Genomic DNA, 24670 nt, shown 5'->3' with positions numbered 1-24670 from the left:
ATGGCCTATATTTCTATAGGCCATCCAAACGATTTTATCTAAGGGATATTATGCTGCTCATTGCTATTCAACGGAGCAAGACCTGGACTTGGTTCTGGTGTGGCTGGCTGAGTATCAACAATTAACGGACCGCTGCCATTAGTACCTAGTAGGCCATTAATAATGCCAGTCTCTGTTGTAGTGTTATACGCACTATACAAATCAACACCGTCAAGAACGATATGTTGTTCAAACACACCGTCTTTATTGCCATCGATATCAATCACAGTTGAACCACTAACTAAGCTAAAGTTTAAATAACTGTGTAGTGTGTTGTTACTTTCACCTTGGAGTAAATCGCTTAAATCCAATTTATCTTCATGGATATTAAAGTCAGTGATATGGTCTGTTCCCGTTTCTGCATAGCGCCAGACGAAGGTATCAGCACCGCTATCACCTGTGAGTTTATCGTTACCTAGACCACCGATTATTGTATCGTTACCAGCACCACCAAATATAAGATCATTACCATTACCGCCGTAAAGCTGATCATTCCCACCTTGCCCATAAAGTATGTCATTACCTTGTCCGCCGATAAGAACATCAGCCTTATCGCTGGCACCAGATTGGTCAAAATCAGATGCATGCTCAGTAATATATCTATGTACTTGGGCATCGGTAACTGCAGTGACTCCTAGCTGATCAGCAACATAATCTTTGATGGCAACATAACCTTGGCCACTAATACCGTTAAAGTTGATGGCATCACCAAAGAGTATATCGTCGCCGTTACCACCGTTGATGGTATCAGATCCTGGCAGTTGGGTAATTGGAGTACCAATGATCGCATCAGCTAAATCCCCAGCGTTGATGTTAGTCAGAACATTACCGTCAGAGTCAAATGGCTTAAGATCTTCACTATCCAGTGATGGGCCTATCCCAATGGCCTGAACAATCACTCCCAGCGTTGATAGGAAAGCAAATCCTTGCTGGGAATTCGCATTCGTTCCGGTGCCGTTTGTACCCAAGTTGGCAAATTGGAAACCTCCATTACCATCCGGGCGCATAAAGCCAACTGAACTTGAGCTCCAACTATTATAGTTATTTTGGGTCCATTTTAATACTTCACCGTCCTGGTTGATGATCGTACGTCCATTCTGGCTATATGTATTGCCAAATACATAACCGTTTTGGATGATACTGGATAGGTAAATACTGTTGTTTGCTCCGCTAGGGTTATAAACCTCAGGGTTTTGGCCCTCATTGTAGTTGTACTCATTAGCTTGGCCATCGGTAATAAAGTAAGCCAGATTTGTGGCACTGTTACCGCTGATGCCAGAGAACCAGTTGGCGGTCGTTTTAAATACATCTTCGTAGTTGGTGTTTCCACCTGAACGCATGTCGTCCAATGCATCTTCCAGTATCGACAGGGCATTGGGGTCTTTCATATCGACAGAAACCCAACCTTTAGAAATGCCATCAAAGTCAACTAAGAACACATTTACAGTGCCGCTGCCTTCAGCGGTAGCGCTGTTTTTCAGTGTCGTAAACACCAGTTCAAGTTGCGCTTTCATACTATTGAGCGCCGTGCTTCCAATGCTGCCAGAACTATCAACCATAAAGGCGATATTGTAGTTTTGACCTGGCAAAATAACGCTACCGTCTAAATCGCCGACCACAATGTTGTGCTCATTACCAAAGTTAAGATTTTGATCGCCAGGCTCTCCTTCATGACCACTGAAGTAGCTAAGAATGACGCTATCTGCATCTGTTGCAGTATTGGTCAGGTCTGTACCTGACTCTCTTGATACTGCTTCGACAACGAGGTTGACTTGACCTGCATATTCACCAGGAACCCTTAATGTTAATCCTGTTAGATTGACATCTAAGGATGCACTGTCCCATACGCTGCCATGATTTAGAAGAATATTACCGTCTGCATCTGCAGTCCCCATCAATGTACCGTTACTGCTGTAGAGTAAGGTACCTTCGGGTAAACCACTGAGCTGAATGCTATCGATGCTTTCGCTACCGTCTCGATCCGCAAGTGACACATTAATTTCGATTGGATAGTCTACCGCTGTAGGCTGTTCTAATGTGAGTTCACCTGTGATTTGATTGATCGCGTATATGCCATCCTTGAATTGCACATACTCAACATCATGCAGGGCCTTAGTAACACCGATGCCATTTTCAGTTACAAAGAAGTTGAACCAACGATCATTGCTAGAGTAGCCTGTGCCTTTCTCTATTATGTAGTCGGCTCGGTTGCCAAGAAGTACGGCGATATCTGTTCCTGCACCACCGTAGAGCCCGTCATTACCTAGACCAGCAACAAGAACATCATTTCCTGTTCCGCCATAGAGAGAGTCACCTTGAACGGCATCACTGCCGACGAGTATGTCATCACCATCCATACCGTAGAGTAGATCACCGCCGCCATTTGCGCTGACAAGATGATCGTTCCCCCCAGTACCGAGCAACTGATCTTGTCCGGAAGTATTATCAATAGTACGCGTACCAGTATTAAATGGTGCGGTAGTAAAATCGCCCGTACGGAATTGTTCGGTAGTGATACCTGAAGTCTTAAAGTTACTGTATAGCGGTATGCCATTATCAGTCAGAATAACGTTAACTACAGGCTTATCTGCTATAGGTAAGACAGTGATATCAAGTGCTGCTGTGGAACCAGTATTTGTTGTGTAGGTGACACTTGGCATTTCGCCTGCCCAGTTATCATTTGGGATAAACTGGAATTCACCATTGGCTTGTATTAATAAACTACCTACTGCCAAGGTAACGGTTTGCCCTGCATTAAAACTAGTTTGCATACCGTTATACATGACTCTGAAGCTAGTGATGCTCAGATTGCCGAGTTGATCATTGGTAAGAATATTACCCGTTACCTGCTGATCTTCGTCGACGGTATAACGATCGTCAGTCGCATCAATAACGGTAGCATTATCCGTGCCTTCAGCTGATTCATTATTAGCACTATCAATTTGAGTAGCGGTGACTGAGATTGCCTGACCAGTAGTCGGAGTAGGCTCTGTCCAAGTAATAACACCATTTGTATAGGTGTAACCTGTTGCTAGAGCACCATTACTAAATTTCAGTACGCCATTGTCAAGAATGAGGTCTACTGTACTGCTATTACCTGCATTATCTATTTCTAGATGTACACTGCCGCCAGTATTAAAGTCACTAGCATTAATTTTGACCTGTATTTGAACGCCATTATTACCTATCTCTGTACTCGTCAAATACGCGTCATCATTTACATCATCGATGATGTGTACTTCAGGTGCCGAAGGTGGCGTTGTATCAACATAAACTTGTGGAATAACAGAGAAAGTACCATCTGTATGATCGCCATCTCCATCAGTGGCTCTTACTTTGAAATCAATATCACCATCGCTAGGTTGTAACATCTCTTGATATTGATGGAAGTCCCATTGACCTGTACCTGGGGTAAACTCAAGTTTGAATACCAAGTGACCAGCTGCATCAACCCCAATTAGTGTATTTGCCGTTTGGGTTATAGTGATTGCACTGCCTGCTGCCGTGAACAAATTGGTTTCATCACTACCTTGTAAGGTGAGCGAACCTTTACCATCTGCACCCCATTCTGGGGTTACTGTTCCTGATGCAAAGGCGATTGCCGGTGGTGTTGCAGTGCCTAAAAACTCAATAGCTGTAACAGTGAAGTCACTATTATCACCGCTACTTGGACCTTTGCCATTATCAAGTGCTTTGATGACCATTTTGTCAAAGCCACCTTGTAAGGCTTGGAAGTTGGCCGCATAGTTGCCACTGCTGGCATCTGAACTAAATGTTTGAGTTGCGATAAGTTGGCCATCTCGCCAAAACTCGACGACACCGACTTCTAGTTCGCCGCCAAACATATGGGAAAACTGGATATTCACGCCGTAGGCAACAGTTCCTGGATCGAGAGTAATGATGATTTCTTCAGATGCAGAACTTCCATCTGCAAATTTACGGAAATCTACTTCATTAGCAAGATTATGATAAGGTGCCCCTACACTGCTAACTCCTATCCCGTTACCACTTCCATAGATTGCGGCATCAATTAAATTAGAGTTTGTTGAAGAGGTAAATCCTTTGGCTGTGATCGTAAAACCATCAAAATCAAGAAGATTGTTGTTGCCACTATAGCCAGTTAGAGAGAATAGACCGACTAAAGTATCAGGAATATCTATATTCGTTACTTCGACAGGGCTAATAGATGCGATTTCAGGTGCGTCATCTTCAACCGTAACACTAAAGCTACCAGTAGAGGTGCCACCATGATTATCATTAACAGTAATACCTATATCGAATGTAATAGTATCTTCAGATGTAGTGTCTGGATGATCAAGTGGTGCCTTTAAAGTCACATCATAGGTCCAATTGGAATCACCAGAAGTTGGGGCGGTTAGAACTACAGCCATAACTTCAACATAGGAAGAGCCGCCAATAACACCTGTGTAGCCTATTAGTGTTTGTGTATTCGCATCCCAGAGCCAATTTACAGCTTGTCCGCCTGACATTAATTCTGTTGGGCCAGAAAGTGAAACGCTTAAAGAGTCACCATCAACATCATTAATATTTATTGTGCCGCTAGCAGAAACATCATCTGTAGTATCAGAATTACCAATAACATCAATTATACCGTTAAGTAGCCCCTCTTCAGATACCGTAGCATTTGATACGGAATTTATTACTGGATAGTCGTTCGCGCCGACAATGGTGATGGTCACGGTGTGGCTGGCGGTGCCATCGGCACTGGTGACCGTGATGTCACGGGTCAGGGTTTCACCCGCCTTGAGTGACTGCACGTCGCTGTGGCTGTTGTTTAAGGTGTAGGTCCAGTTACCGTCGGCATCAATGCTGAAGAAACCGTAGTTGCCATCGGCGACATTGGTTTGCACTTGGAATACCGCTTCGCCGTTGTCGACGTCGGTGACGGTTAAGGTGCCAGCCACCGTTTGTACTGTGCCTGGCAGGGTGTCGGAATCGCCGTCTTCGGTGACGGTGCCAGCATCGCTGTCGCCGTTACCGACGGTGATGTCAGCGGGATCGTTCGCGCCGACAATGGTGATGGTCACGGTGTGGCTGGCGGTGCCATCGGCACTGGTGACCGTGATGTCACGGGTCAGGGTTTCACCCGCCTTGAGTGACTGCACGTCGCTGTGGCTGTTGTTTAAGGTGTAGGTCCAGTTACCGTCGGCATCGATGCTGAAGAAACCGTAGTTGCCATCGGCGACATTGGTTTGCACTTGGAATACCGCTTCGCCGTTGTCGACGTCGGTGACGGTTAAGGTGCCAGCCACCGTTTGTACTGTGCCTGGCAGGGTGTCGGAATCGCCGTCTTCGGTGACGGTGCCAGCATCGCTGTCGCCGTTACCGACGGTGATGTCAGCGGGATCGTTCGCGCCGACAATGGTGATGGTCACGGTGTGGCTGGCGGTGCCATCGGCACTGGTGACCGTGATGTCACGGGTCAGGGTTTCACCCGCCTTGAGTGACTGCACGTCGCTGTGGCTGTTGTTTAAGGTGTAGGTCCAGTTACCGTCGGCATCGATGCTGAAGAAACCGTAGTTGCCATCGGCGACATTGGTTTGCACTTGGAATACCGCTTCGCCGTTGTCGACGTCGGTGACGGTTAAGGTGCCAGCCACCGTTTGTACTGTGCCTGGCAGGGTGTCGGAATCGCCGTCTTCGGTGACGGTGCCAGCATCGCTGTCGCCGTTACCGACGGTGATGTCAGCGGGATCGTTCGCGCCGACAATGGTGATGGTCACGGTGTGGCTGGCGGTGCCATCGGCACTGGTGACCGTGATGTCACGGGTCAGGGTTTCACCCGCCTTGAGTGACTGCACGTCGCTGTGGCTGTTGTTTAAGGTGTAGGTCCAGTTACCGTCGGCATCGATGCTGAAGAAACCGTAGTTGCCATCGGCGACATTGGTTTGCACTTGGAATACCGCTTCGCCGTTGTCGACGTCGGTGACGGTTAAGGTGCCAGCCACCGTTTGTACTGTGCCTGGCAGGGTGTCGGAATCGCCGTCTTCGGTGACGGTGCCAGCATCGCTGTCGCCGTTACCGACGGTGATGTCAGCGGGATCGTTCGCGCCGACAATGGTGATGGTCACGGTGTGGCTGGCGGTGCCATCGGCACTGGTGACCGTGATGTCACGGGTCAGGGTTTCACCCGCCTTGAGTGACTGCACGTCGCTGTGGCTGTTGTTTAAGGTGTAGGTCCAGTTACCGTCGGCATCGATGCTGAAGAAACCGTAGTTGCCATCGGCGACATTGGTTTGCACTTGGAATACCGCTTCGCCGTTGTCGACGTCGGTGACGGTTAAGGTGCCAGCCACCGTTTGTACTGTGCCTGGCAGGGTGTCGGAATCGCCGTCTTCGGTGACGGTGCCAGCATCGCTGTCGCCGTTACCGACGGTGATGTCAGCGGGATCGTTCGCGCCGACAATGGTGATGGTCACGGTGTGGCTGGCGGTGCCATCGGCACTGGTGACCGTGATGTCACGGGTCAGGGTTTCACCCGCCTTGAGTGACTGCACGTCGCTGTGGCTGTTGTTTAAGGTGTAGGTCCAGTTACCGTCGGCATCGATGCTGAAGAAACCGTAGTTGCCATCGGCGACATTGGTTTGCACTTGGAATACCGCTTCGCCGTTGTCGACGTCGGTGACGGTTAAGGTGCCAGCCACCGTTTGTACTGTGCCTGGCAGGGTGTCGGAATCGCCGTCTTCGGTGACGGTGCCAGCATCGCTGTCGCCGTTACCGACGGTGATGTCAGCGGGATCGTTCGCGCCGACAATGGTGATGGTCACGGTGTGGCTGGCGGTGCCATCGGCACTGGTGACCGTGATGTCACGGGTCAGGGTTTCACCCGCCTTGAGTGACTGCACGTCGCTGTGGCTGTTGTTTAAGGTGTAGGTCCAGTTACCGTCGGCATCAATGCTGAAGAAACCGTAGTTGCCATCGGCGACATTGGTTTGCACTTGGAATACCGCTTCGCCGTTGTCGACGTCGGTGACGGTTAAGGTGCCAGCCACCGTTTGTACTGTGCCTGGCAGGGTGTCGGAATCGCCGTCTTCGGTGACGGTGCCAGCATCGCTGTCGCCGTTACCGACGGTGATGTCAGCGGGATCGTTCGCGCCGACAATGGTGATGGTCACGGTGTGGCTGGCGGTGCCATCGGCACTGGTGACCGTGATGTCACGGGTCAGGGTTTCACCCGCCTTGAGTGACTGCACGTCGCTGTGGCTGTTGTTTAAGGTGTAGGTCCAGTTACCGTCGGCATCGATGCTGAAGAAACCGTAGTTGCCATCGGCGACATTGGTTTGCACTTGGAATACCGCTTCGCCGTTGTCGACGTCGGTGACGGTTAAGGTGCCAGCCACCGTTTGTACTGTGCCTGGCAGGGTGTCGGAATCGCCGTCTTCGGTGACGGTGCCAGCATCGCTGTCGCCGTTACCGACGGTGATGTCAGCGGGATCGTTCGCGCCGACAATGGTGATGGTCACGGTGTGGCTGGCGGTGCCATCGGCACTGGTGACCGTGATGTCACGGGTCAGGGTTTCACCCGCCTTGAGTGACTGCACGTCGCTGTGGCTGTTGTTTAAGGTGTAGGTCCAGTTACCGTCGGCATCGATGCTGAAGAAACCGTAGTTGCCATCGGCGACATTGGTTTGCACTTGGAATACCGCTTCGCCGTTGTCGACGTCGGTGACGGTTAAGGTGCCAGCCACCGTTTGTACTGTGCCTGGCAGGGTGTCGGAATCGCCGTCTTCGGTGACGGTGCCAGCATCGCTGTCGCCGTTACCGACGGTGATGTCAGCGGGATCGTTCGCGCCGACAATGGTGATGGTCACGGTGTGGCTGGCGGTGCCATCGGCACTGGTGACCGTGATGTCACGGGTCAGGGTTTCACCCGCCTTGAGTGACTGCACGTCGCTGTGGCTGTTGTTTAAGGTGTAGGTCCAGTTACCGTCGGCATCGATGCTGAAGAAACCGTAGTTGCCATCGGCGACATTGGTTTGCACTTGGAATACCGCTTCGCCGTTGTCGACGTCGGTGACGGTTAAGGTGCCAGCCACCGTTTGTACTGTGCCTGGCAGGGTGTCGGAATCGCCGTCTTCGGTGACGGTGCCAGCATCGCTGTCGCCGTTACCGACGGTGATGTCAGCGGGATCGTTCGCGCCGACAATGGTGATGGTCACGGTGTGGCTGGCGGTGCCATCGGCACTGGTGACCGTGATGTCACGGGTCAGGGTTTCACCCGCCTTGAGTGACTGCACGTCGCTGTGGCTGTTGTTTAAGGTGTAGGTCCAGTTACCGTCGGCATCGATGCTGAAGAAACCGTAGTTGCCATCGGCGACATTGGTTTGCACTTGGAATACCGCTTCGCCGTTGTCGACGTCGGTGACGGTTAAGGTGCCAGCCACCGTTTGTACTGTGCCTGGCAGGGTGTCGGAATCGCCGTCTTCGGTGACGGTGCCAGCATCGCTGTCGCCGTTACCGACGGTGATGTCAGCGGGATCGTTCGCGCCGACAATGGTGATGGTCACGGTGTGGCTGGCGGTGCCATCGGCACTGGTGACCGTGATGTCACGGGTCAGGGTTTCACCCGCCTTGAGTGACTGCACGTCGCTGTGGCTGTTGTTTAAGGTGTAGGTCCAGTTACCGTCGGCATCGATGCTGAAGAAACCGTAGTTGCCATCGGCGACATTGGTTTGCACTTGGAATACCGCTTCGCCGTTGTCGACGTCGGTGACGGTTAAGGTGCCAGCCACCGTTTGTACTGTGCCTGGCAGGGTGTCGGAATCGCCGTCTTCGGTGACGGTGCCAGCATCGCTGTCGCCGTTACCGACGGTGATGTCAGCGGGATCGTTCGCGCCGACAATGGTGATGGTCACGGTGTGGCTGGCGGTGCCATCGGCACTGGTGACCGTGATGTCACGGGTCAGGGTTTCACCCGCCTTGAGTGACTGCACGTCGCTGTGGCTGTTGTTTAAGGTGTAGGTCCAGTTACCGTCGGCATCGATGCTGAAGAAACCGTAGTTGCCATCGGCGACATTGGTTTGCACTTGGAATACCGCTTCGCCGTTGTCGACGTCGGTGACGGTTAAGGTGCCAGCCACCGTTTGTACTGTGCCTGGCAGGGTGTCGGAATCGCCGTCTTCGGTGACGGTGCCAGCATCGCTGTCGCCGTTACCGACGGTGATGTCAGCGGGATCGTTCGCGCCGACAATGGTGATGGTCACGGTGTGGCTGGCGGTGCCATCGGCACTGGTGACCGTGATGTCACGGGTCAGGGTTTCACCCGCCTTGAGTGACTGCACGTCGCTGTGGCTGTTGTTTAAGGTGTAGGTCCAGTTACCGTCGGCATCGATGCTGAAGAAACCGTAGTTGCCATCGGCGACATTGGTTTGCACTTGGAATACCGCTTCGCCGTTGTCGACGTCGGTGACGGTTAAGGTGCCAGCCACCGTTTGTACTGTGCCTGGCAGGGTGTCGGAATCGCCGTCTTCGGTGACGGTGCCAGCATCGCTGTCGCCGTTACCGACGGTGATGTCAGCGGGATCGTTCGCGCCGACAATGGTGATGGTCACGGTGTGGCTGGCGGTGCCATCGGCACTGGTGACCGTGATGTCACGGGTCAGGGTTTCACCCGCCTTGAGTGACTGCACGTCGCTGTGGCTGTTGTTTAAGGTGTAGGTCCAGTTACCGTCGGCATCGATGCTGAAGAAACCGTAGTTGCCATCGGCGACATTGGTTTGCACTTGGAATACCGCTTCGCCGTTGTCGACGTCGGTGACGGTTAAGGTGCCAGCCACCGTTTGTACTGTGCCTGGCAGGGTGTCGGAATCGCCGTCTTCGGTGACGGTGCCAGCATCGCTGTCGCCGTTACCGACGGTGATGTCAGCGGGATCGTTCGCGCCGACAATGGTGATGGTCACGGTGTGGCTGGCGGTGCCATCGGCACTGGTGACCGTGATGTCACGGGTCAGGGTTTCACCCGCCTTGAGTGACTGCACGTCGCTGTGGCTGTTGTTTAAGGTGTAGGTCCAGTTACCGTCGGCATCGATGCTGAAGAAACCGTAGTTGCCATCGGCGACATTGGTTTGCACTTGGAATACCGCTTCGCCGTTGTCGACGTCGGTGACGGTTAAGGTGCCAGCCACCGTTTGTACTGTGCCTGGCAGGGTGTCGGAATCGCCGTCTTCGGTGACGGTGCCAGCATCGCTGTCGCCGTTACCGACGGTGATGTCAGCGGGATCGTTCGCGCCGACAATGGTGATGGTCACGGTGTGGCTGGCGGTGCCATCGGCACTGGTGACCGTGATGTCACGGGTCAGGGTTTCACCCGCCTTGAGTGACTGCACGTCGCTGTGGCTGTTGTTTAAGGTGTAGGTCCAGTTACCGTCGGCATCGATGCTGAAGAAACCGTAGTTGCCATCGGCGACATTGGTTTGCACTTGGAATACCGCTTCGCCGTTGTCGACGTCGGTGACGGTTAAGGTGCCAGCCACCGTTTGTACTGTGCCTGGCAGGGTGTCGGAATCGCCGTCTTCGGTGACGGTGCCAGCATCGCTGTCGCCGTTACCGACGGTGATGTCAGCGGGATCGTTCGCGCCGACAATGGTGATGGTCACGGTGTGGCTGGCGGTGCCATCGGCACTGGTGACCGTGATGTCACGGGTCAGGGTTTCACCCGCCTTGAGTGACTGCACGTCGCTGTGGCTGTTGTTTAAGGTGTAGGTCCAGTTACCGTCGGCATCGATGCTGAAGAAACCGTAGTTGCCATCGGCGACATTGGTTTGCACTTGGAATACCGCTTCGCCGTTGTCGACGTCGGTGACGGTTAAGGTGCCAGCCACCGTTTGTACTGTGCCTGGCAGGGTGTCGGAATCGCCGTCTTCGGTGACGGTGCCAGCATCGCTGTCGCCGTTACCGACGGTGATGTCAGCGGGATCGTTCGCGCCGACAATGGTGATGGTCACGGTGTGGCTGGCGGTGCCATCGGCACTGGTGACCGTGATGTCACGGGTCAGGGTTTCACCCGCCTTGAGTGACTGCACGTCGCTGTGGCTGTTGTTTAAGGTGTAGGTCCAGTTACCGTCGGCATCGATGCTGAAGAAACCGTAGTTGCCATCGGCGACATTGGTTTGCACTTGGAATACCGCTTCGCCGTTGTCGACGTCGGTGACGGTTAAGGTGCCAGCCACCGTTTGTACTGTGCCTGGCAGGGTGTCGGAATCGCCGTCTTCGGTGACGGTGCCAGCATCGCTGTCGCCGTTACCGACGGTGATGTCAGCGGGATCGTTCGCGCCGACAATGGTGATGGTCACGGTGTGGCTGGCGGTGCCATCGGCACTGGTGACCGTGATGTCACGGGTCAGGGTTTCACCCGCCTTGAGTGACTGCACGTCGCTGTGGCTGTTGTTTAAGGTGTAGGTCCAGTTACCGTCGGCATCGATGCTGAAGAAACCGTAGTTGCCATCGGCGACATTGGTTTGCACTTGGAATACCGCTTCGCCGTTGTCGACGTCGGTGACGGTTAAGGTGCCAGCCACCGTTTGTACTGTGCCTGGCAGGGTGTCGGAATCGCCGTCTTCGGTGACGGTGCCAGCATCGCTGTCGCCGTTACCGACGGTGATGTCAGCGGGATCGTCGACAGGATTAACATTAATGGTTAGCGTTGCCGTTGAACCAGTGTTAGTTGTGTAGGTAATGACAGGTACTTGGCCATTCCAGTTAGCATTGGGCGTGAAAGTATAAGAGCCATTGGCATTGATGACTAAGCTGCCGCCTTCTAAAGTAACCGTGGTGCCCGCTGTAACAGTATCGCCATTCACGGTGAAGCTGACCACAGATAGTTCATTATCCACATCGCTGTCATTGGTGAGCACGTTACCGGTGGCAACGGTATCTTCATCAACGGTATTAGTATCGTTGGCTAACGCAGAGGCATCATCAACAGGGGTAACATTAATGGTTAATGTGGCCGTTGAACCAGTGTTAGTGGTGTAGGTAATGACAGGTACTTGGCCATTCCAGTTTGCATTCGGCGTGAAGGTGTAAGAACCATCGGCATTGATGACTAAGCTGCCACCTTCTAGGGAAACAGTGGTGCCTGCGGTAACGGTATCGCCATTCACAGTGAAGCTGACAACGGAAAGGATGCTGTCGATATCGGAATCATTATCAAGCACATTGCCAGTTGCTGCAGTGTCTTCTGCAACTGTGGCGCTGTCATTTGCAAGGATGGAAGGATCATCGACAGGGCTGATATTAATGGTTAGCGTTGCAGTTGGGCCCGTGTTGGTTGTGTAGGTAATGACAGGTACTTGGCCATTCCAGTTTTCATTCGGCGTGAAGGTGTAAGAACCATCGATATTTAAAATTAAAACACCACCTTCGAGAGTCACTTCTGTGCCTGCTGCGTAGGTGGTACCGCTGATTTCGAAGCTCACAACACTTAGAGTGGAATCCACATCAGTGTCGTTATCGAGCACATTGCCAGTCGCTACAGTATCTTCATTGGAAGTGTTGCTGTCATTAGCAAGTGCTGAAGGTGAGTCTGCTGCAATGGTGAATTGTGGAATATTAACCGTCGTTCCAGTCAGTGCTTGGCCGCTTGTTGAGTAGCCTGAAGCTGCAATGGTTTCTGTGCCGCTACGGGCTAGAGTGACATAGCCCGAGTTACCATCACTGCCTGGTGTGTTACCTGCTGCGGTTTCTGGTAGGTTCTGAGTTGGGTCTTCACCGGATGCAATAAGATCTTGTAATGCTTGAATTTCATCTAGGGCTGCTTCGTTAACCGTGCCAGAGGCTGCTGCAGTAGTTTCGCTGGGCGCGACTTCATTTGATAGCTTAGTGCCATCATCGAAGGTAATTTCATAGGTTGCGTTTTCGCCAATATGGAGCACAGCACCTTTAGGGAGTTGTTCGCCATCCTTAGCGGGTTGATTTGAACCATCAACTTCGACATTGATTTGCCCTTTTACTAACTTAAGCAAACCTTTCTTTGATGTAATTACCGATCCCATAGTAAGCTCCCAACAGCCAAAGTGTGTTAATCCATAGACGCACAAGTCCAACAAATATGTCGCACTGTGATACAAGTGGTGGAATTTTAGCTAACGAAACGACTTAAGTCAATTTTTTGACGCGCTTGTGTTGCCTGCTCTTATGCGGTTTTACGGATCTTAATGCGCAAAAGTGACAATTTTTAGACCTGTAACTAGATGTAGTAGCTATATCTATAAAAAGGGCCGTATTTAGTACTTTTTAACACTAAGGTTAAGCATAGTTATAAGAAATTAATTTGGATTGGGAGAGTGGTTTTTACGGAAAAGAAGCGACACGATCTAGTTTTTAACATTTTTGGCAAGTTAAGTGGGTTTTAATATATGCCAGCATTGGCAAGTGCCGTGATCTTTCGTTACTCAAATCACGGCGACTAGGTTGCAGGCATTGTAGAACTACAGATTAACCGCCTGACGATAACTTTGATTTGCGTTACCTTGTTCACCTAACTGTTCTTGAATCCGTGCAAGCGCCAACCAAGAGGCTTTTGTGGGTTCGAGTCGGCAAACATTTTGCCAGCAGGTTCTGGCTTCTTTCATATCCCGTGTTTGCTGATAAAGTTTAGCTAAGCACATCTGGTAGTCGGCATTATTCTCATGGGTGATTTCATGCTTGAGTAACTGCTTACGGATTTCTGTATCTTGGGCTGTCGTTATTTCTGGAATGACTTCTAAAAGTGCAGATTCAGGAGCAGTGCGTAATTTTTTCGAGAGTAGCTTCAGCGCTTGCTCTTTGCGATTAAAGCGGCATAAACCCATAGCATAAATCGCCAAAAACTCAGACTGATTGCGCTCACTGCGAGATAACCACTGCCAGCATTGTTCTAAGGCTGCTTCGCCTTTAATGGTTGCGGCTTTGAGTAAAGCGCAGTGAGTGATTACATTGAGTTCATTTAGCTGGGTGTCATCTAGGATCTGGCGCTTCTTCAAAATAGGTAACAATAGCTTGAGCGCATCCCAATCCTCTTGCGCTCGATATAACTCGAGGGCGAGTTTGAGTACCGGTGCTTTGCTCTTACTTGTGGGGGCTAATTTATCGAGCTCGGCGCGGGCTAAAGCTAACTCTCCTTGTTTTAACAGATATCGAGTACGCGTGGTTGCGACGGCATTCGCGGCCAGCGGTTGTGTTGCAGCACGGTCAAGATATTGATCACGCTCTGCTATTTTCTGTTGATATTGGGCAGCACGAGCTGCTGCAAGTAAATTAAGTGCAGGGAGTTCGCCATTATCGGCGCCTTTTATCATAGCGCGTTCCGCTGCTGGCCAATCTTCTTCTGCCAGAGCCAGTGCACCCATTAAGGTATGCTTTTTCGCGGAGCGACGGCGCCAGTGGCGAGGAATAAAACGGCTACGCAGCATGAGATTAATGGCGCTAATCACTAACCATTCTAGTACTTGGAACATGGCATAAAATACAATTAAGGCAATGATCCCAAAGACTAAACTGGTCTCAATCTGGTAGTCACCTGCCGCAATGTATACATAACCTGTGTTGCCCACCAACCAAGGGCTAATGCAGAGCCCTATTAGTATTATCCCTAAGAAAATTAATATCTTGATCATAATGGCACATCCTCTGATGAGGTCAGCTCACCATAGCTTGTCAGCTGTAATAGCAGAGGTTTTGCGGCAAAGGATTTCAGAGTAATAGGATCAAGTTCTAATGTCGCCAATTTATCGATTTTGGCGATGGCTTCAGCAGTGCTGTGATCTTGAGTATCGAAATAGGTTTGAATCCACTTACGCACCATCATTAATGATTGGTGATAAGCGGCCCTGTCGTAGCGGTATAACGCAAGTTGAGATTGCAGCAGTTTATGACGAATGTTTTCAACCAGATACCACTGTTGCTCAGGAGCGAGTAAAGCGGGTGCATCGGCTGTTCTATGGCGTATGGTGATAAAGTCTTGGGTTAACGCTTTCCACGTCTTCCCTAAGTTGCTCTGCCAGTCATTTAAATCGCCAGTAATGTTTGTATCTTCAGGGGCATCGGTTTCTGCATCGGTGCGATTAAGGGGTAGTTTATCGAGTTGCTCAATTAAGGCATCGAGGGCTAATACACTACCATCAATATCTGTGGTTTTAATACTTGCAGTCGCGGCGATATCTTTTGCCAGAGCCTTACGAATAGGTAGCAAAGCGGGATTGTTCATGGCGGCGATGGTTTCATCCGCCGACTTTAATAGATCGGTGGCGGTGCGGGGATCTTTTTCTAACCAAAGTTTACGGCCCGCCATGTTTACTAGATATTCGGCTTCTGACGCCATCCAATGCGTTGGACTGCGCTGGGCAAGTTTATTGATCCTGTCCTGCAGTTGATTTTGGTCTTCTGCCAATTTTGTTAATTCTTGATAGGTCTTAGCATCATTCAGTTGTTGCTGTTCAAGCTGGCCAATACGTTGGTTGGGTTGTAGCAGGGCTTGCTGTAATTGGTCCTGCAGGGCGATATTTTTCGCATCCTGCGCTAGCAGTTGCTGTTGCATCTGTTGGTACAGCATAAAACCACCGCCAAGGGTGCAAGCGGTTAAACCCAGCGCTAATAACACCCCAAAGCGAATCGCCCATGAACTTCTATTGGGTACTGCTGTTTGACTCGGCGTGCTTGAAGGTGTGGCTTTGGCTGTTTGGGATTCAGAAGATGGCGCTGAAGTTACGGGCGTGTCATCAGTCGTTATTGATGGTTCAATAATAGAGGTAGCCTGTGATTCAGGGCTCTTTGCGTCGTGCTTGTTGTTATCCATTTAACAGTCCTTGAAAACATGCTACTGCCGAAATTCGAGTTAAATCGGGCTAAATAGCGCTTAGAGTTTAAGGGCGTTTAGCACGGCTTTGCTGTTGGCGGCATTGGCATTGGTGACTTGGGTTATACCAAAGGCGTGAGCTTGAGCTTCTACTCGGTTACTTGGGACTATGATATGACATGAGCGCAGCCATGCAAATAACTCTTTTGGCACTAGATTAATCAGGTTATCCAGTACTTCACCGCTGGTGACGACAATAGTGTCGATGCCAAACTCTTGCCATTGTTGTGCGATCTGCTGTCCATCGAGTGGTGGACAAGCCCGTTGATATACTTCCCAATAGCGCACTGTTGCCCCGCGCTCAGCCAGTCGTTCAGCTAAGGCTTCACGGCCGCCAACGCCACGTATGATCTTAATCTGCTTACCTTTAATATCTTGCAAAGGCGCGAGCGTGAGTAGACCTTCGGTCTGCTGACAATCATCTGGGGCTTCGAGGGCTTCAATGCCGAGCTGATTTAATGCTTCCCAAGTCGCATGACCTACGGCGAAATATTGAGCTTGAGGCCAGCCTTTTATTCGAGAATGAGCGGTTGTTAAGGCATAGTCGGCAAAGCTGACTGCATTGGCGCTGATACAGATAATCATATCGGCGTGTGCCAGTGGGTGCGAGTTATTCGTTGTGATGGGCGGTGTTGCTTCAACACACAGCAGAGGTGTGACCCAGTGAGCAATGCCTCGTTCATTCAAGGCATCGATCATGGACTGATTGCGCCCTTCAGGGCGCGTCAGTAAGACTTTCATCGACTTAGGCTTTAGCGTAAACAGCGTCGAGTATGCTTTTTGCGCCTTTGCTCAATAGCTCTTCGGCAAGGGCAACCCCTAATTGTGTGGCGTCGGTTTTTGGACCTGTGATCACGCCTTCGATGATTTCACTACCATCAGGGTTACCGACTAGGCCGCGTAATGTCATCTCATCACCATTGATTTCGGCAAATGCGCCAATCGGCACTTGGCATCCACCTTCTAGGCGCGTGTTCATCGCGCGCTCGGCAATCACACGGTAGCGCGTTTCTAAATGTTCTAATGGTGCCAGTAGGGCCTTAACGCGTTCGTCATTGGTGCGACATTCGATACCCACAGCACCTTGGCCGTTGGCGGGCAAGGATTCTTCAGCAGAGATAAAGCTAGCAATCCGCTCAGACAATTTCAGGCGAATTAAGCCAGCAGCGGCAAGAATAATGGCATCGTATTCGCCGTTATCAAGTTTAGCTAAACGAGTGCCTACGTTACCGCGTAAATCTTTGATAATAAGGTCAGGGCGTGATGCGCGCAGTTGGCATTGACGACGTAGGCTCGAGGTGCCCACAGTTGCGCCTAATGGTAATTCGCTGATCGTTTTATATAAATTCGATACAAAGGCATCGCGGGGATCTTCGCGCTCGCAAATAACTTCAAGGCCTAAGCCTTCTGGGAAGTCGACGGGTACGTCTTTCATTGAATGCACCGCGATATCGGCAAGATCGTCTAACATGGCGACTTCAAGCTCTTTGACGAACAACCCTTTACCGCCCACTTTGGCTAGCGGCGTATCTAAGATAACGTCGCCCTTAGTGCTCATTGGCAGCAATTCCACCACAATACCGGGGTGAATGCGTTCTAATTCGGCTTTAACAAATTCAGCTTGCCACATGGCCAGCGGACTCTTGCGGGTTGCGATACGTATGCGGTTCTCAGACATGCCTAGTTTCCATCAAAGATCTTAGTTGCGCCAATGCTAACATTGGCAAATCGTTTATGTAAGGAAGCCGTATCGATTCTTTGAAGTTGGCGATGTTCTAGATACCGTGAAAGTGTGACGGGCTTCACGTTTAGTTGCTCGAGTTTGTAAAAGTGTTAACATGAGCACATTTCCCATAAGTGCTTAAGTGTTGTGTTTTTGAATGGATCGGCAAATACAGTTTCCTGATATAGCAGAAAGACTTAATAAGGTACGTATTGCACGCGCCCTAGCTTTGCTATCGCCGCTACAAAAACACTTATTCCATTTGATCCCTTTTTTAATTCACCAGAACGGTGTTCAGTATCCTGGCTATCATGCCGCCAATACGCCCTGTGGAATCAACGAGTATCAGGTTGGTGAGACTGAGTCCCAGGCCTGCGATGTGTTCTCTCTGCCTTTTACTACTCAAGAAGCGGATATCAATGCCTTTGAAGGCGTTTATGCGATGGGGAGTACTGGCAGTTTTGGCCAAAATGCCAAGAGCGATGTCGATGTTTGGTTAGTACATAGGGCTGATCTGTGTGCTGAGGATTTGGCGTTAATCAAAATTAAAGCGACTCGATTGACTGCTTGGTTTGCCGAGTATCAGTTTGAGGTGAATTTTTACTTAGTTCATCCGCAGCAGTTTTGTGGCGGTAAAGCCGTTCGTGGATGTCAATCAGCAATGGCCCATGAGCATAGCGGTAGTATGCAACATTGGTTATTACTTGAAGAGTTTTATCGCAGCCAAATTCGTTTGGCGGGTAAAACAATTGCATGGTGGCCAGACGCTAAACTCAATCCTGCGCTCTTGTCCTTAGGCGATGTACATGAATTACCTGCGAGTGAGTACTTTGGCGCTTCGTTATGGCAGCTCTACAAGGGCTTAGAAAAGCCCCATAAGGCGCTGATTAAAGTATTGCTACTCGAGGCTTATGCCAGTGATTATCCCCATTCAACTCTGCTTTGTGATCACTTATGGCAGAAAACGCTCGCCGGTGATTTTTCGACTTCGAATGATGCCTATTACTCTATCTATGAGATTATCGAAACCTATTTACTTAAGCAGAATGATACTCGCCGACTAGAGATAGTGCGGCGCTGCTTCTATTTAAAATGTGGCGTGCACTTGAGTCGAACCCAAGAGGGCAAAGATTGGCGTTATCCTAAATTGCAAAAGCTGGTGCAGGATTGGCAATGGCCAGATAGTCTGATTAGCACTTTAGACAATTGTGAACATTGGCATAGTGGCCAGCTCAATTGGTTTAACGAGCAACTGAATGAACTGTTATTAGCGAGCTACCAAACCTTATTACGTTTCGCATCGACACATGAGTTAAATGAAGGTTTGCGGATCGAAGATTTGGGAATGCTGACACGCAAGTTGCATACCTATTTTAGTCAAGATGAAGACCAAATCGCTAAGCTGAATCTGCTGTGGAGTGCTTCAGTCGCTGAGTCCGAAGTGACTATGGTCTCAAGCTCCCGCGAGCGCCAATATTATCTGTATCGACAAGGGCCTCAGCCACAAAATTTGTTAGGCGAGTCGGCAATATGTAAGGGAAAAACCCCTTCAGCTTTAATGATCTGGGCATGTTTAAATGGGATCTCGACGCCGAGTACTCAATGGCATGAATATGGTCAGAGTAAGGCAAAGTCGAAACGGCTTACCGAAGCTTCAAAGCGGTTACTGAATTTTATCGACCACGATTGGCGTGTATCTAAACGTGACTTATGCCAGCCATGGCATTTTCGTAAGCTGATTTTCGTGCTCAATCTGGATTGCGATCCCACCATTGAATGGCAAGGACAGGAAATGATGGTCGATGTGATGAATGCGAACGTGTTCTCACTCGGGCGTAAAAAAGCCAATATGCTTGGTGCGTTAGATGCGATTTGCTTGAATAGTTGGGGTGAATGGCAGTGTCATCGCTTCGAAGGCGATACCGCGGTATTGCAAGCTTTAGCCTTTGTAACGCCGGGGCTAAGACGGGCCAGTTTACCTGTGGATATGGATGTGATCAGCTGTTCACAGAAGTTACGCCCACAGCTTAAATTAGCAGTGAAAAATCTACTAAAACAAACCATGCGTTTGTGCCAACAAGTGCAGCAATCCAGCACCTTAGTGCAGCCACTGCAGATAAGTCGTACTCGCTATGGGATCTTTTTTAATCCCTTAGGCATGGCCTATCAGGACTTGAGCGATGCCAAGTCATTTTATCAACAGTTATCCCGCAGTCATCTTGTATTATTGCCGCGGCCTGAATTAGGTGACGATCCCTTCTCGAGTATGCCTAAAGTGGTGCAAAACTATGCGGCTAAAGGCGCGATTCAGTATTTTCTACGCCAACGGGTCGATAACTTGGATGTATTTATCCTCGATGAGGAAAATCAACTAAGCCATTACGTGCAGGCGGGATCAAACATGGCCGAGTTGGTAAATAAAGTGAGCCATCACTATGTGTTCGATGAGCATTATGCTTCACGAGCCCGGTTTAATATTCCGCAATTTTTCCATTTAGTGCGGGTAGCCGGAGAGTTAACGGTGGCGCCTTTCGGTATCGATGTTAGCGATCAAGACACTGAGTTTTAGCTGGTTTTTAACATAAATAATGGGAGCCAAGGCTCCCATTATTGTTTTGTACTATTACGGTTTTGCACTACGACAGGCTTAGATTAGAAGCTAAGCTTAATGCCGCCTTGGCGCTCGATAGACTCTTGCACGAATGGCATAAATTCGCCGCCATTTCGTCCGTCCATCCATTTACCTTCAACAAAACCAAAGTGATATCCACCAAAGCGTGTGGCGACCCAAATCTCATGCAAAGGTTCTTGCTTGTTGATCACTATCTTAGAGCCATCAACAAATTCTAATTGCAATACGTTGCCACTGGCATCGATATCAAGATCGGCATCTTGCTCATCAATCGCAGTTTCAATCGCATTTTCTATGGCTTGGAACATGTCATCGGCGAGCTGGTGAAATTCTGTATCTGTCATGGCCATGCATTTCTGTCCTTTGCTTTCGTCAAGATGGGTGCGATTATAAGGCCATTAGTCACCAGATGCACAGATGTTGAGAAAAATGAGACTGTTTTTATTGTTATTGCTTGGTAGCCTATTCATTACTGCGTGCGGCCAGAAGGGCCCCCTCTATCGATCTCCGGCCACAGAGGTGAATCAGCCTAAAAAGGTTGAGGCGTCTAAACCTGAGCCTGAAGTAGAAGAGATTAAAACCGAAATTCGAGCCATCGAAGTACAAAAAACACAACAATAATAGCAGCTATAACTATCATCACTATCGCAGCGATAAAGCGCAGTAAGGAATCAGACATTGGATCACTTTCTCTACCAACAAAATGCCCTGCACGCCGAAGGCTGCCAGGTCGCCGACTTAGCTCAAACCTATGGTACGCCGCTGTATATCTATTCCCGCGCCACGCTAGAGCGCCATTGGCATGCCTTTAATAATGCCGTGGCAGATCATCCACATTTGATTTGCTATGCAGTAAAAGCTAATTCGAACTTGGCCGTACTGAATGTGTTGGCACGTTTAGGCAGTGGTTTTGATATCGTTTCGGGTGGTGAGTTAGCAAGAGTGATTGAAGCGGGCGGCGATCCCGCTAAAGTGGTGTTCTCTGGCGTTGGTAAAACTGCGGCCGAAATGGAACAGGCACTTAATCTGGGCATTTATTGCTTTAACGTCGAGTCGAGCGCCGAGCTTGAGCAGTTAAATTTGGCCGCAGGTCGTTTAGGTAAAGTGGCGCCAGTTTCCTTGCGAATCAATCCCGATGTGGATGCGGGTACTCACCCCTATATTTCGACTGGTCTTAAAGAAAATAAATTCGGTATCGCTATGGATGAGGCCGAAACCGTCTTCGCCCGTGCCCATGCTTTACCACATTTAAAAGTGAAAGGTGTCGATTGTCATATCGGTTCGCAATTGACCGAAATTCAACCTTTCCTCGATGCAATGGATCGTATGCTAGCGTTGATCGATCGTCTGGCTGAACAAGGTATAGTCATTGAGCATTTTGATGTGGGTGGCGGTTTAGGTGTGACCTATGATGCTGAAACTCCGCCGCATCCTGATGTGTATGCCGCCGCCATATTAGCGCGTATGGGCGACCGTCAACTTAAGCTAATCTTCGAACCGGGCCGTGCGATTGCCGCTAATGCGGGGATTTTTGTTACTCAGGTGCTGTATCTGAAAGAAAACAGCGACAAGCGTTTTGCGATTGTCGATGGCGCGATGAATGACTTAATTCGCCCAGCACTTTACAGCGCATGGCAAAATATTATCCCAGTCGTGCCAAGGGACTCTGAGGCCTATGAGTTTGATATTGTTGGTCCAGTGTGCGAAACCGGTGACTTTTTAGGTAAAGATCGCAAGCTGGCTTTAGTGGCAGGGGATTTACTTGCTGTGCGTTCGAGTGGTGCCTATGGTTTTGCGATGGCCTCTAACTACAACACGCGTCCTCGTGCGGCCGAAGTCATGGTCGATGGTGAGCACGCTTTCTTAGTGCGTGAGCGAGAAAAATTGTCTCAGCTCTGGCAAGGTGAGCAACTCCTGCCGTAAACTAGAAAAATTATATTGATTCAGGCGCTTGGTTTCATACTTAATGAGCGGCGCCTCGGCTTAAAGGATAAGTATCTTGATCCAATTCACTAAGATGCACGGACTGGGTAACGATTTTATGGTGGTCGATGGGGTCACGCAGAACGTGTTCTTTTCGCCTGAGCAGATCCGCCGTTTAGCCGACCGTAACTTTGGCATAGGTTTCGATCAATTACTTTTGGTTGAGCCGCCCTATGATCCCGATTTAGATTTTCATTATCGCATCTTCAATGCCGATGGTACTGAAGTCGAACAATGCGGTAATGGCGCCCGCTGTTTTGCCCGCTTTGTACGCAATAAAGGATTGACCAATAAGAGTAAAATCCGTGTTAGCACTTCATCAGGTAAGATGACTCTGCGTTTAGAGCGAGATGGCACAGTTACCGTGAATATGGGCGTGCCTATTCTTGAACCAAGTCTGATCCCCTTTAAAGCCAAGAAAGCCGAAAAAACCTATTTACTGCAAACACCGCTGCAAACCTTTTTATGTGGCGCGGCTTCTATGGGCAATCCCCATTGTGTGCTCGACGTTGAAGATGTGGCGAGCGCCGCTGTTGCTGAAATTGGTGCCATGCTCACTAAGCATGAGCGCTTTCCCCGTGGTGTGAATGTGGGATTTATGCAAGTAGTGGATTCGGGCCACATTAAGCTGCGGGTGTATGAACGTGGTGCGGCCGAAACTTTGGCCTGTGGCACTGGCGCGTGTGCGGCCGTGGTTGTAGGTCAAGTGCAAGGGAAGCTCGGCCAGCAAGTGCGGGTGGATTTACCCGGCGGTACTTTAACCATCAACTGGGAAGGCGAGGGGAAACCTTTGTGGATGACGGGCCCAGCGCAGCACGTTTATGATGGGCAAATTCAGTTATGACAGAGCCCTTGATGCCGCAGACGAATGTGCCCTTTGATGAGTTGATTATTCGCGAGTATCTGCTGGATAATCCTGATTTTTTCAATCGCTATCCTGAGCTATTGCTGGCAATGCGTCTGCCCCACCTAGAGCGCGGCGCCATCTCTTTGGTGGAACGTCGTCAAGAAATGCTGCGCCAGCGAGTCAGCCAGTTGGAAGAAGAGATCACCAGTCTGTTAACGATGGCGGCGCGCAACGAGAAAATTTACCAATTCAATACTGAGTTATCCTTCAAGCTACTGAATTGTGCCGATCTTGTGTCACTCAAAGAAGTGTTGGCCGATAGTTTGAAATTACAGTTTAATTTCAGTCATGTGCGTTTGATCAGTGTGCTCGATACCGATATGAAGGCAATATGGGATCAAAGGCTGCATAAAGGTCACTATTTTGGTCGGCTAACGCAACAAGAAGCCAAACGCCTATTTGGTAGCGAAGTTGGGTCGGTGGCACTGACTAAATTGTCGGAAGACAACCCGGTGATTTTTGCCATTGCTAGCCAAGATGTCACCCATTTTCATCCTGATATGGATAACATGCTGCTGGAACAACTGCGGCGTTTACTGGCGCATATGCTTGCCAAGCTGTAACGGCCGCTGAGCGATTTTGCTCACCCAAGGCTTAGCAAAACCCACGAGGAAACCGATATGAGTACGCAAACAGGCGAAGTGTCGGCATTAAATACTCAATGGTTACAAACCTTTGAACGTTATCTGAGTACCGAGCGACAGTTGTCTGCCCATACAGTACGGAATTACCTTTATGAGCTTAATCGCGGTAGCGATCTCTTGCCCGAAGGCGTGCATTTACTCAATGTGAGCCGCGAGCATTGGCAGCAAGTGTTAGCCAAATTGCACCGCAAAGGTTTAAGCCCGCGATCGCTTTCTCTGTGTTTATCTGCAGTAAAACAATGGGGTGAATTTTTGCTGCGCGAAGGCGTGATTGAGCTTAATCCCGCCAAAGGCTTAAGTGCCCCCAAACAGACCAAACCTCTGCCGAAGAATATCGATGTCGATGCCATTAGTCACTTGCTCGACATTGAAGGTACAGATCCGCTGAGTCTGCGGGATAAAGCCATGATGGAGTTGTTTTATTCCAGTGGCTTACGTTTAGCGGAACTCGCCGCACTTAATTTATCCAGTGTGCAATACGATTTGAAAGAAGTGCGAGTCTTAGGTAAAGGCAATAAGGAGCGTATCGTCCCAGTCGGTCGTTTAGCGATTACTGCGCTGCAGAATTGGCTCAATTGCCGAAAGCAGATCCCCTGTGAAGATAACGCCTTATTTGTGACTGAAAAAGGCAAGCGACTTTCCCATCGCAGTATTCAGGCGCGAATGGCTAAATGGGGTCAAGAGCAGGCATTATCGGTGCGAGTACATCCCCATAAGTTGCGTCATTCCTTTGCCACTCACATGTTAGAAGCGAGCGCCGACTTGCGGGCGGTGCAAGAATTATTGGGTCATGCGAACCTAGCGACCACGCAAATTTACACCAGTTTGGATTTCCAACACTTAGCGAAGGTGTATGATAACGCCCATCCTAGAGCGAAAAAAACATAGG

At 49.8% G+C, this 24670-nt stretch carries 12 protein-coding genes; 6 read left to right on the top strand and 6 right to left on the bottom strand.

The genetic code is table 11. From position 1 onward, the window contains the following. Positions 1–38: 38 nt before the first annotated feature. The 5 genes from CKQ84_RS05625 to hemC all read right to left on the bottom strand — a co-directional run bounded on the left by CKQ84_RS05625 (position 39) and on the right by hemC (position 17570). Entirely contained in the window at positions 39–13052 is a 13014-nt protein-coding gene (locus CKQ84_RS05625) for a VCBS domain-containing protein (RefSeq protein WP_105250445.1), read from the bottom strand. A 435-nt stretch (positions 13053–13487) separates the two neighbouring features. Further along, positions 13488–14654, bottom strand: a complete 1167-nt coding sequence (locus tag CKQ84_RS05620) for a heme biosynthesis HemY N-terminal domain-containing protein (protein ID WP_105250444.1) — start codon at positions 14652–14654, stop codon at positions 13488–13490. Next, positions 14651–15832 (bottom strand): uroporphyrinogen-III C-methyltransferase, encoded by a 1182-nt coding sequence (locus CKQ84_RS05615; protein ID WP_105250443.1) that lies wholly within the window; start codon positions 15830–15832, stop codon positions 14651–14653. The genes CKQ84_RS05620 and CKQ84_RS05615 overlap by 4 nt, the downstream gene beginning before the upstream one ends. 60 nt (positions 15833–15892) lie before the next feature. Further along, positions 15893–16633 carry a uroporphyrinogen-III synthase gene (locus tag CKQ84_RS05610; protein WP_105250442.1) on the bottom strand — a complete coding sequence of 247 codons (741 nt, stop codon included), beginning with the start codon at positions 16631–16633 and terminating at the stop codon, positions 15893–15895. A 4-nt stretch (positions 16634–16637) separates the two neighbouring features. Next, positions 16638–17570 (bottom strand): hydroxymethylbilane synthase, encoded by a 933-nt coding sequence (hemC, locus tag CKQ84_RS05605; RefSeq protein WP_105250441.1) that lies wholly within the window; start codon positions 17568–17570, stop codon positions 16638–16640. A gap of 202 nt (positions 17571–17772) precedes the next feature. On the opposite strand from hemC, the gene CKQ84_RS05600 reads away from it, so the two are divergent. Continuing rightward, the gene (locus CKQ84_RS05600; RefSeq protein WP_105250440.1) at positions 17773–20184 is read left to right on the top strand and encodes a class I adenylate cyclase; all 2412 of its coding nucleotides are present in this window, start codon (positions 17773–17775) and stop codon (positions 20182–20184) included. A gap of 83 nt (positions 20185–20267) precedes the next feature. On the opposite strand, the gene cyaY is transcribed toward CKQ84_RS05600, so the two are convergent. Next, positions 20268–20597: an iron donor protein CyaY gene (gene cyaY, locus CKQ84_RS05595; protein ID WP_105250439.1), complete on the bottom strand. Its 330-nt coding sequence runs from the start codon at positions 20595–20597 to the stop codon at positions 20268–20270. Positions 20598–20676: 79 nt separating this feature from the next. Between cyaY and CKQ84_RS05590 the strand changes: the two genes are divergently transcribed. The 5 genes from CKQ84_RS05590 to xerC all read left to right on the top strand — a co-directional run bounded on the left by CKQ84_RS05590 (position 20677) and on the right by xerC (position 24669). Continuing rightward, positions 20677–20868 (top strand): lipoprotein, encoded by a 192-nt coding sequence (locus CKQ84_RS05590; protein ID WP_168825920.1) that lies wholly within the window; start codon positions 20677–20679, stop codon positions 20866–20868. Between the two features lie 57 nt (positions 20869–20925). Beyond that, a complete protein-coding gene (gene lysA / locus CKQ84_RS05585; RefSeq protein WP_105250437.1) occupies positions 20926–22170 on the top strand; it encodes a diaminopimelate decarboxylase in 1245 nt (414 codons plus the stop codon). A 76-nt stretch (positions 22171–22246) separates the two neighbouring features. Further along, on the top strand, positions 22247–23074 hold the full coding sequence (gene dapF, locus CKQ84_RS05580; protein WP_105250436.1) for a diaminopimelate epimerase: 828 nt from the start codon (positions 22247–22249) through the stop codon (positions 23072–23074). Next, the gene (locus CKQ84_RS05575; protein WP_105250435.1) at positions 23071–23700 is read left to right on the top strand and encodes a DUF484 family protein; all 630 of its coding nucleotides are present in this window, start codon (positions 23071–23073) and stop codon (positions 23698–23700) included. Before dapF ends, CKQ84_RS05575 begins: the two co-directional genes overlap by 4 nt. Positions 23701–23757: 57 nt before the next feature. Then, positions 23758–24669, top strand: coding sequence for a tyrosine recombinase XerC (gene xerC / locus CKQ84_RS05570; RefSeq protein WP_105250434.1), 912 nt, complete (start codon positions 23758–23760; stop codon positions 24667–24669). Position 24670: the final 1 nt, after the last annotated feature.

The organism is Shewanella sp. WE21, from assembly GCF_002966515.1.
GTDB lineage: Bacteria > Pseudomonadota > Gammaproteobacteria > Enterobacterales > Shewanellaceae > Shewanella > Shewanella oncorhynchi.
Note: the sequence above shows the minus strand (reverse complement) of the source record. Positions and strands in the feature narration are given on the sequence as shown.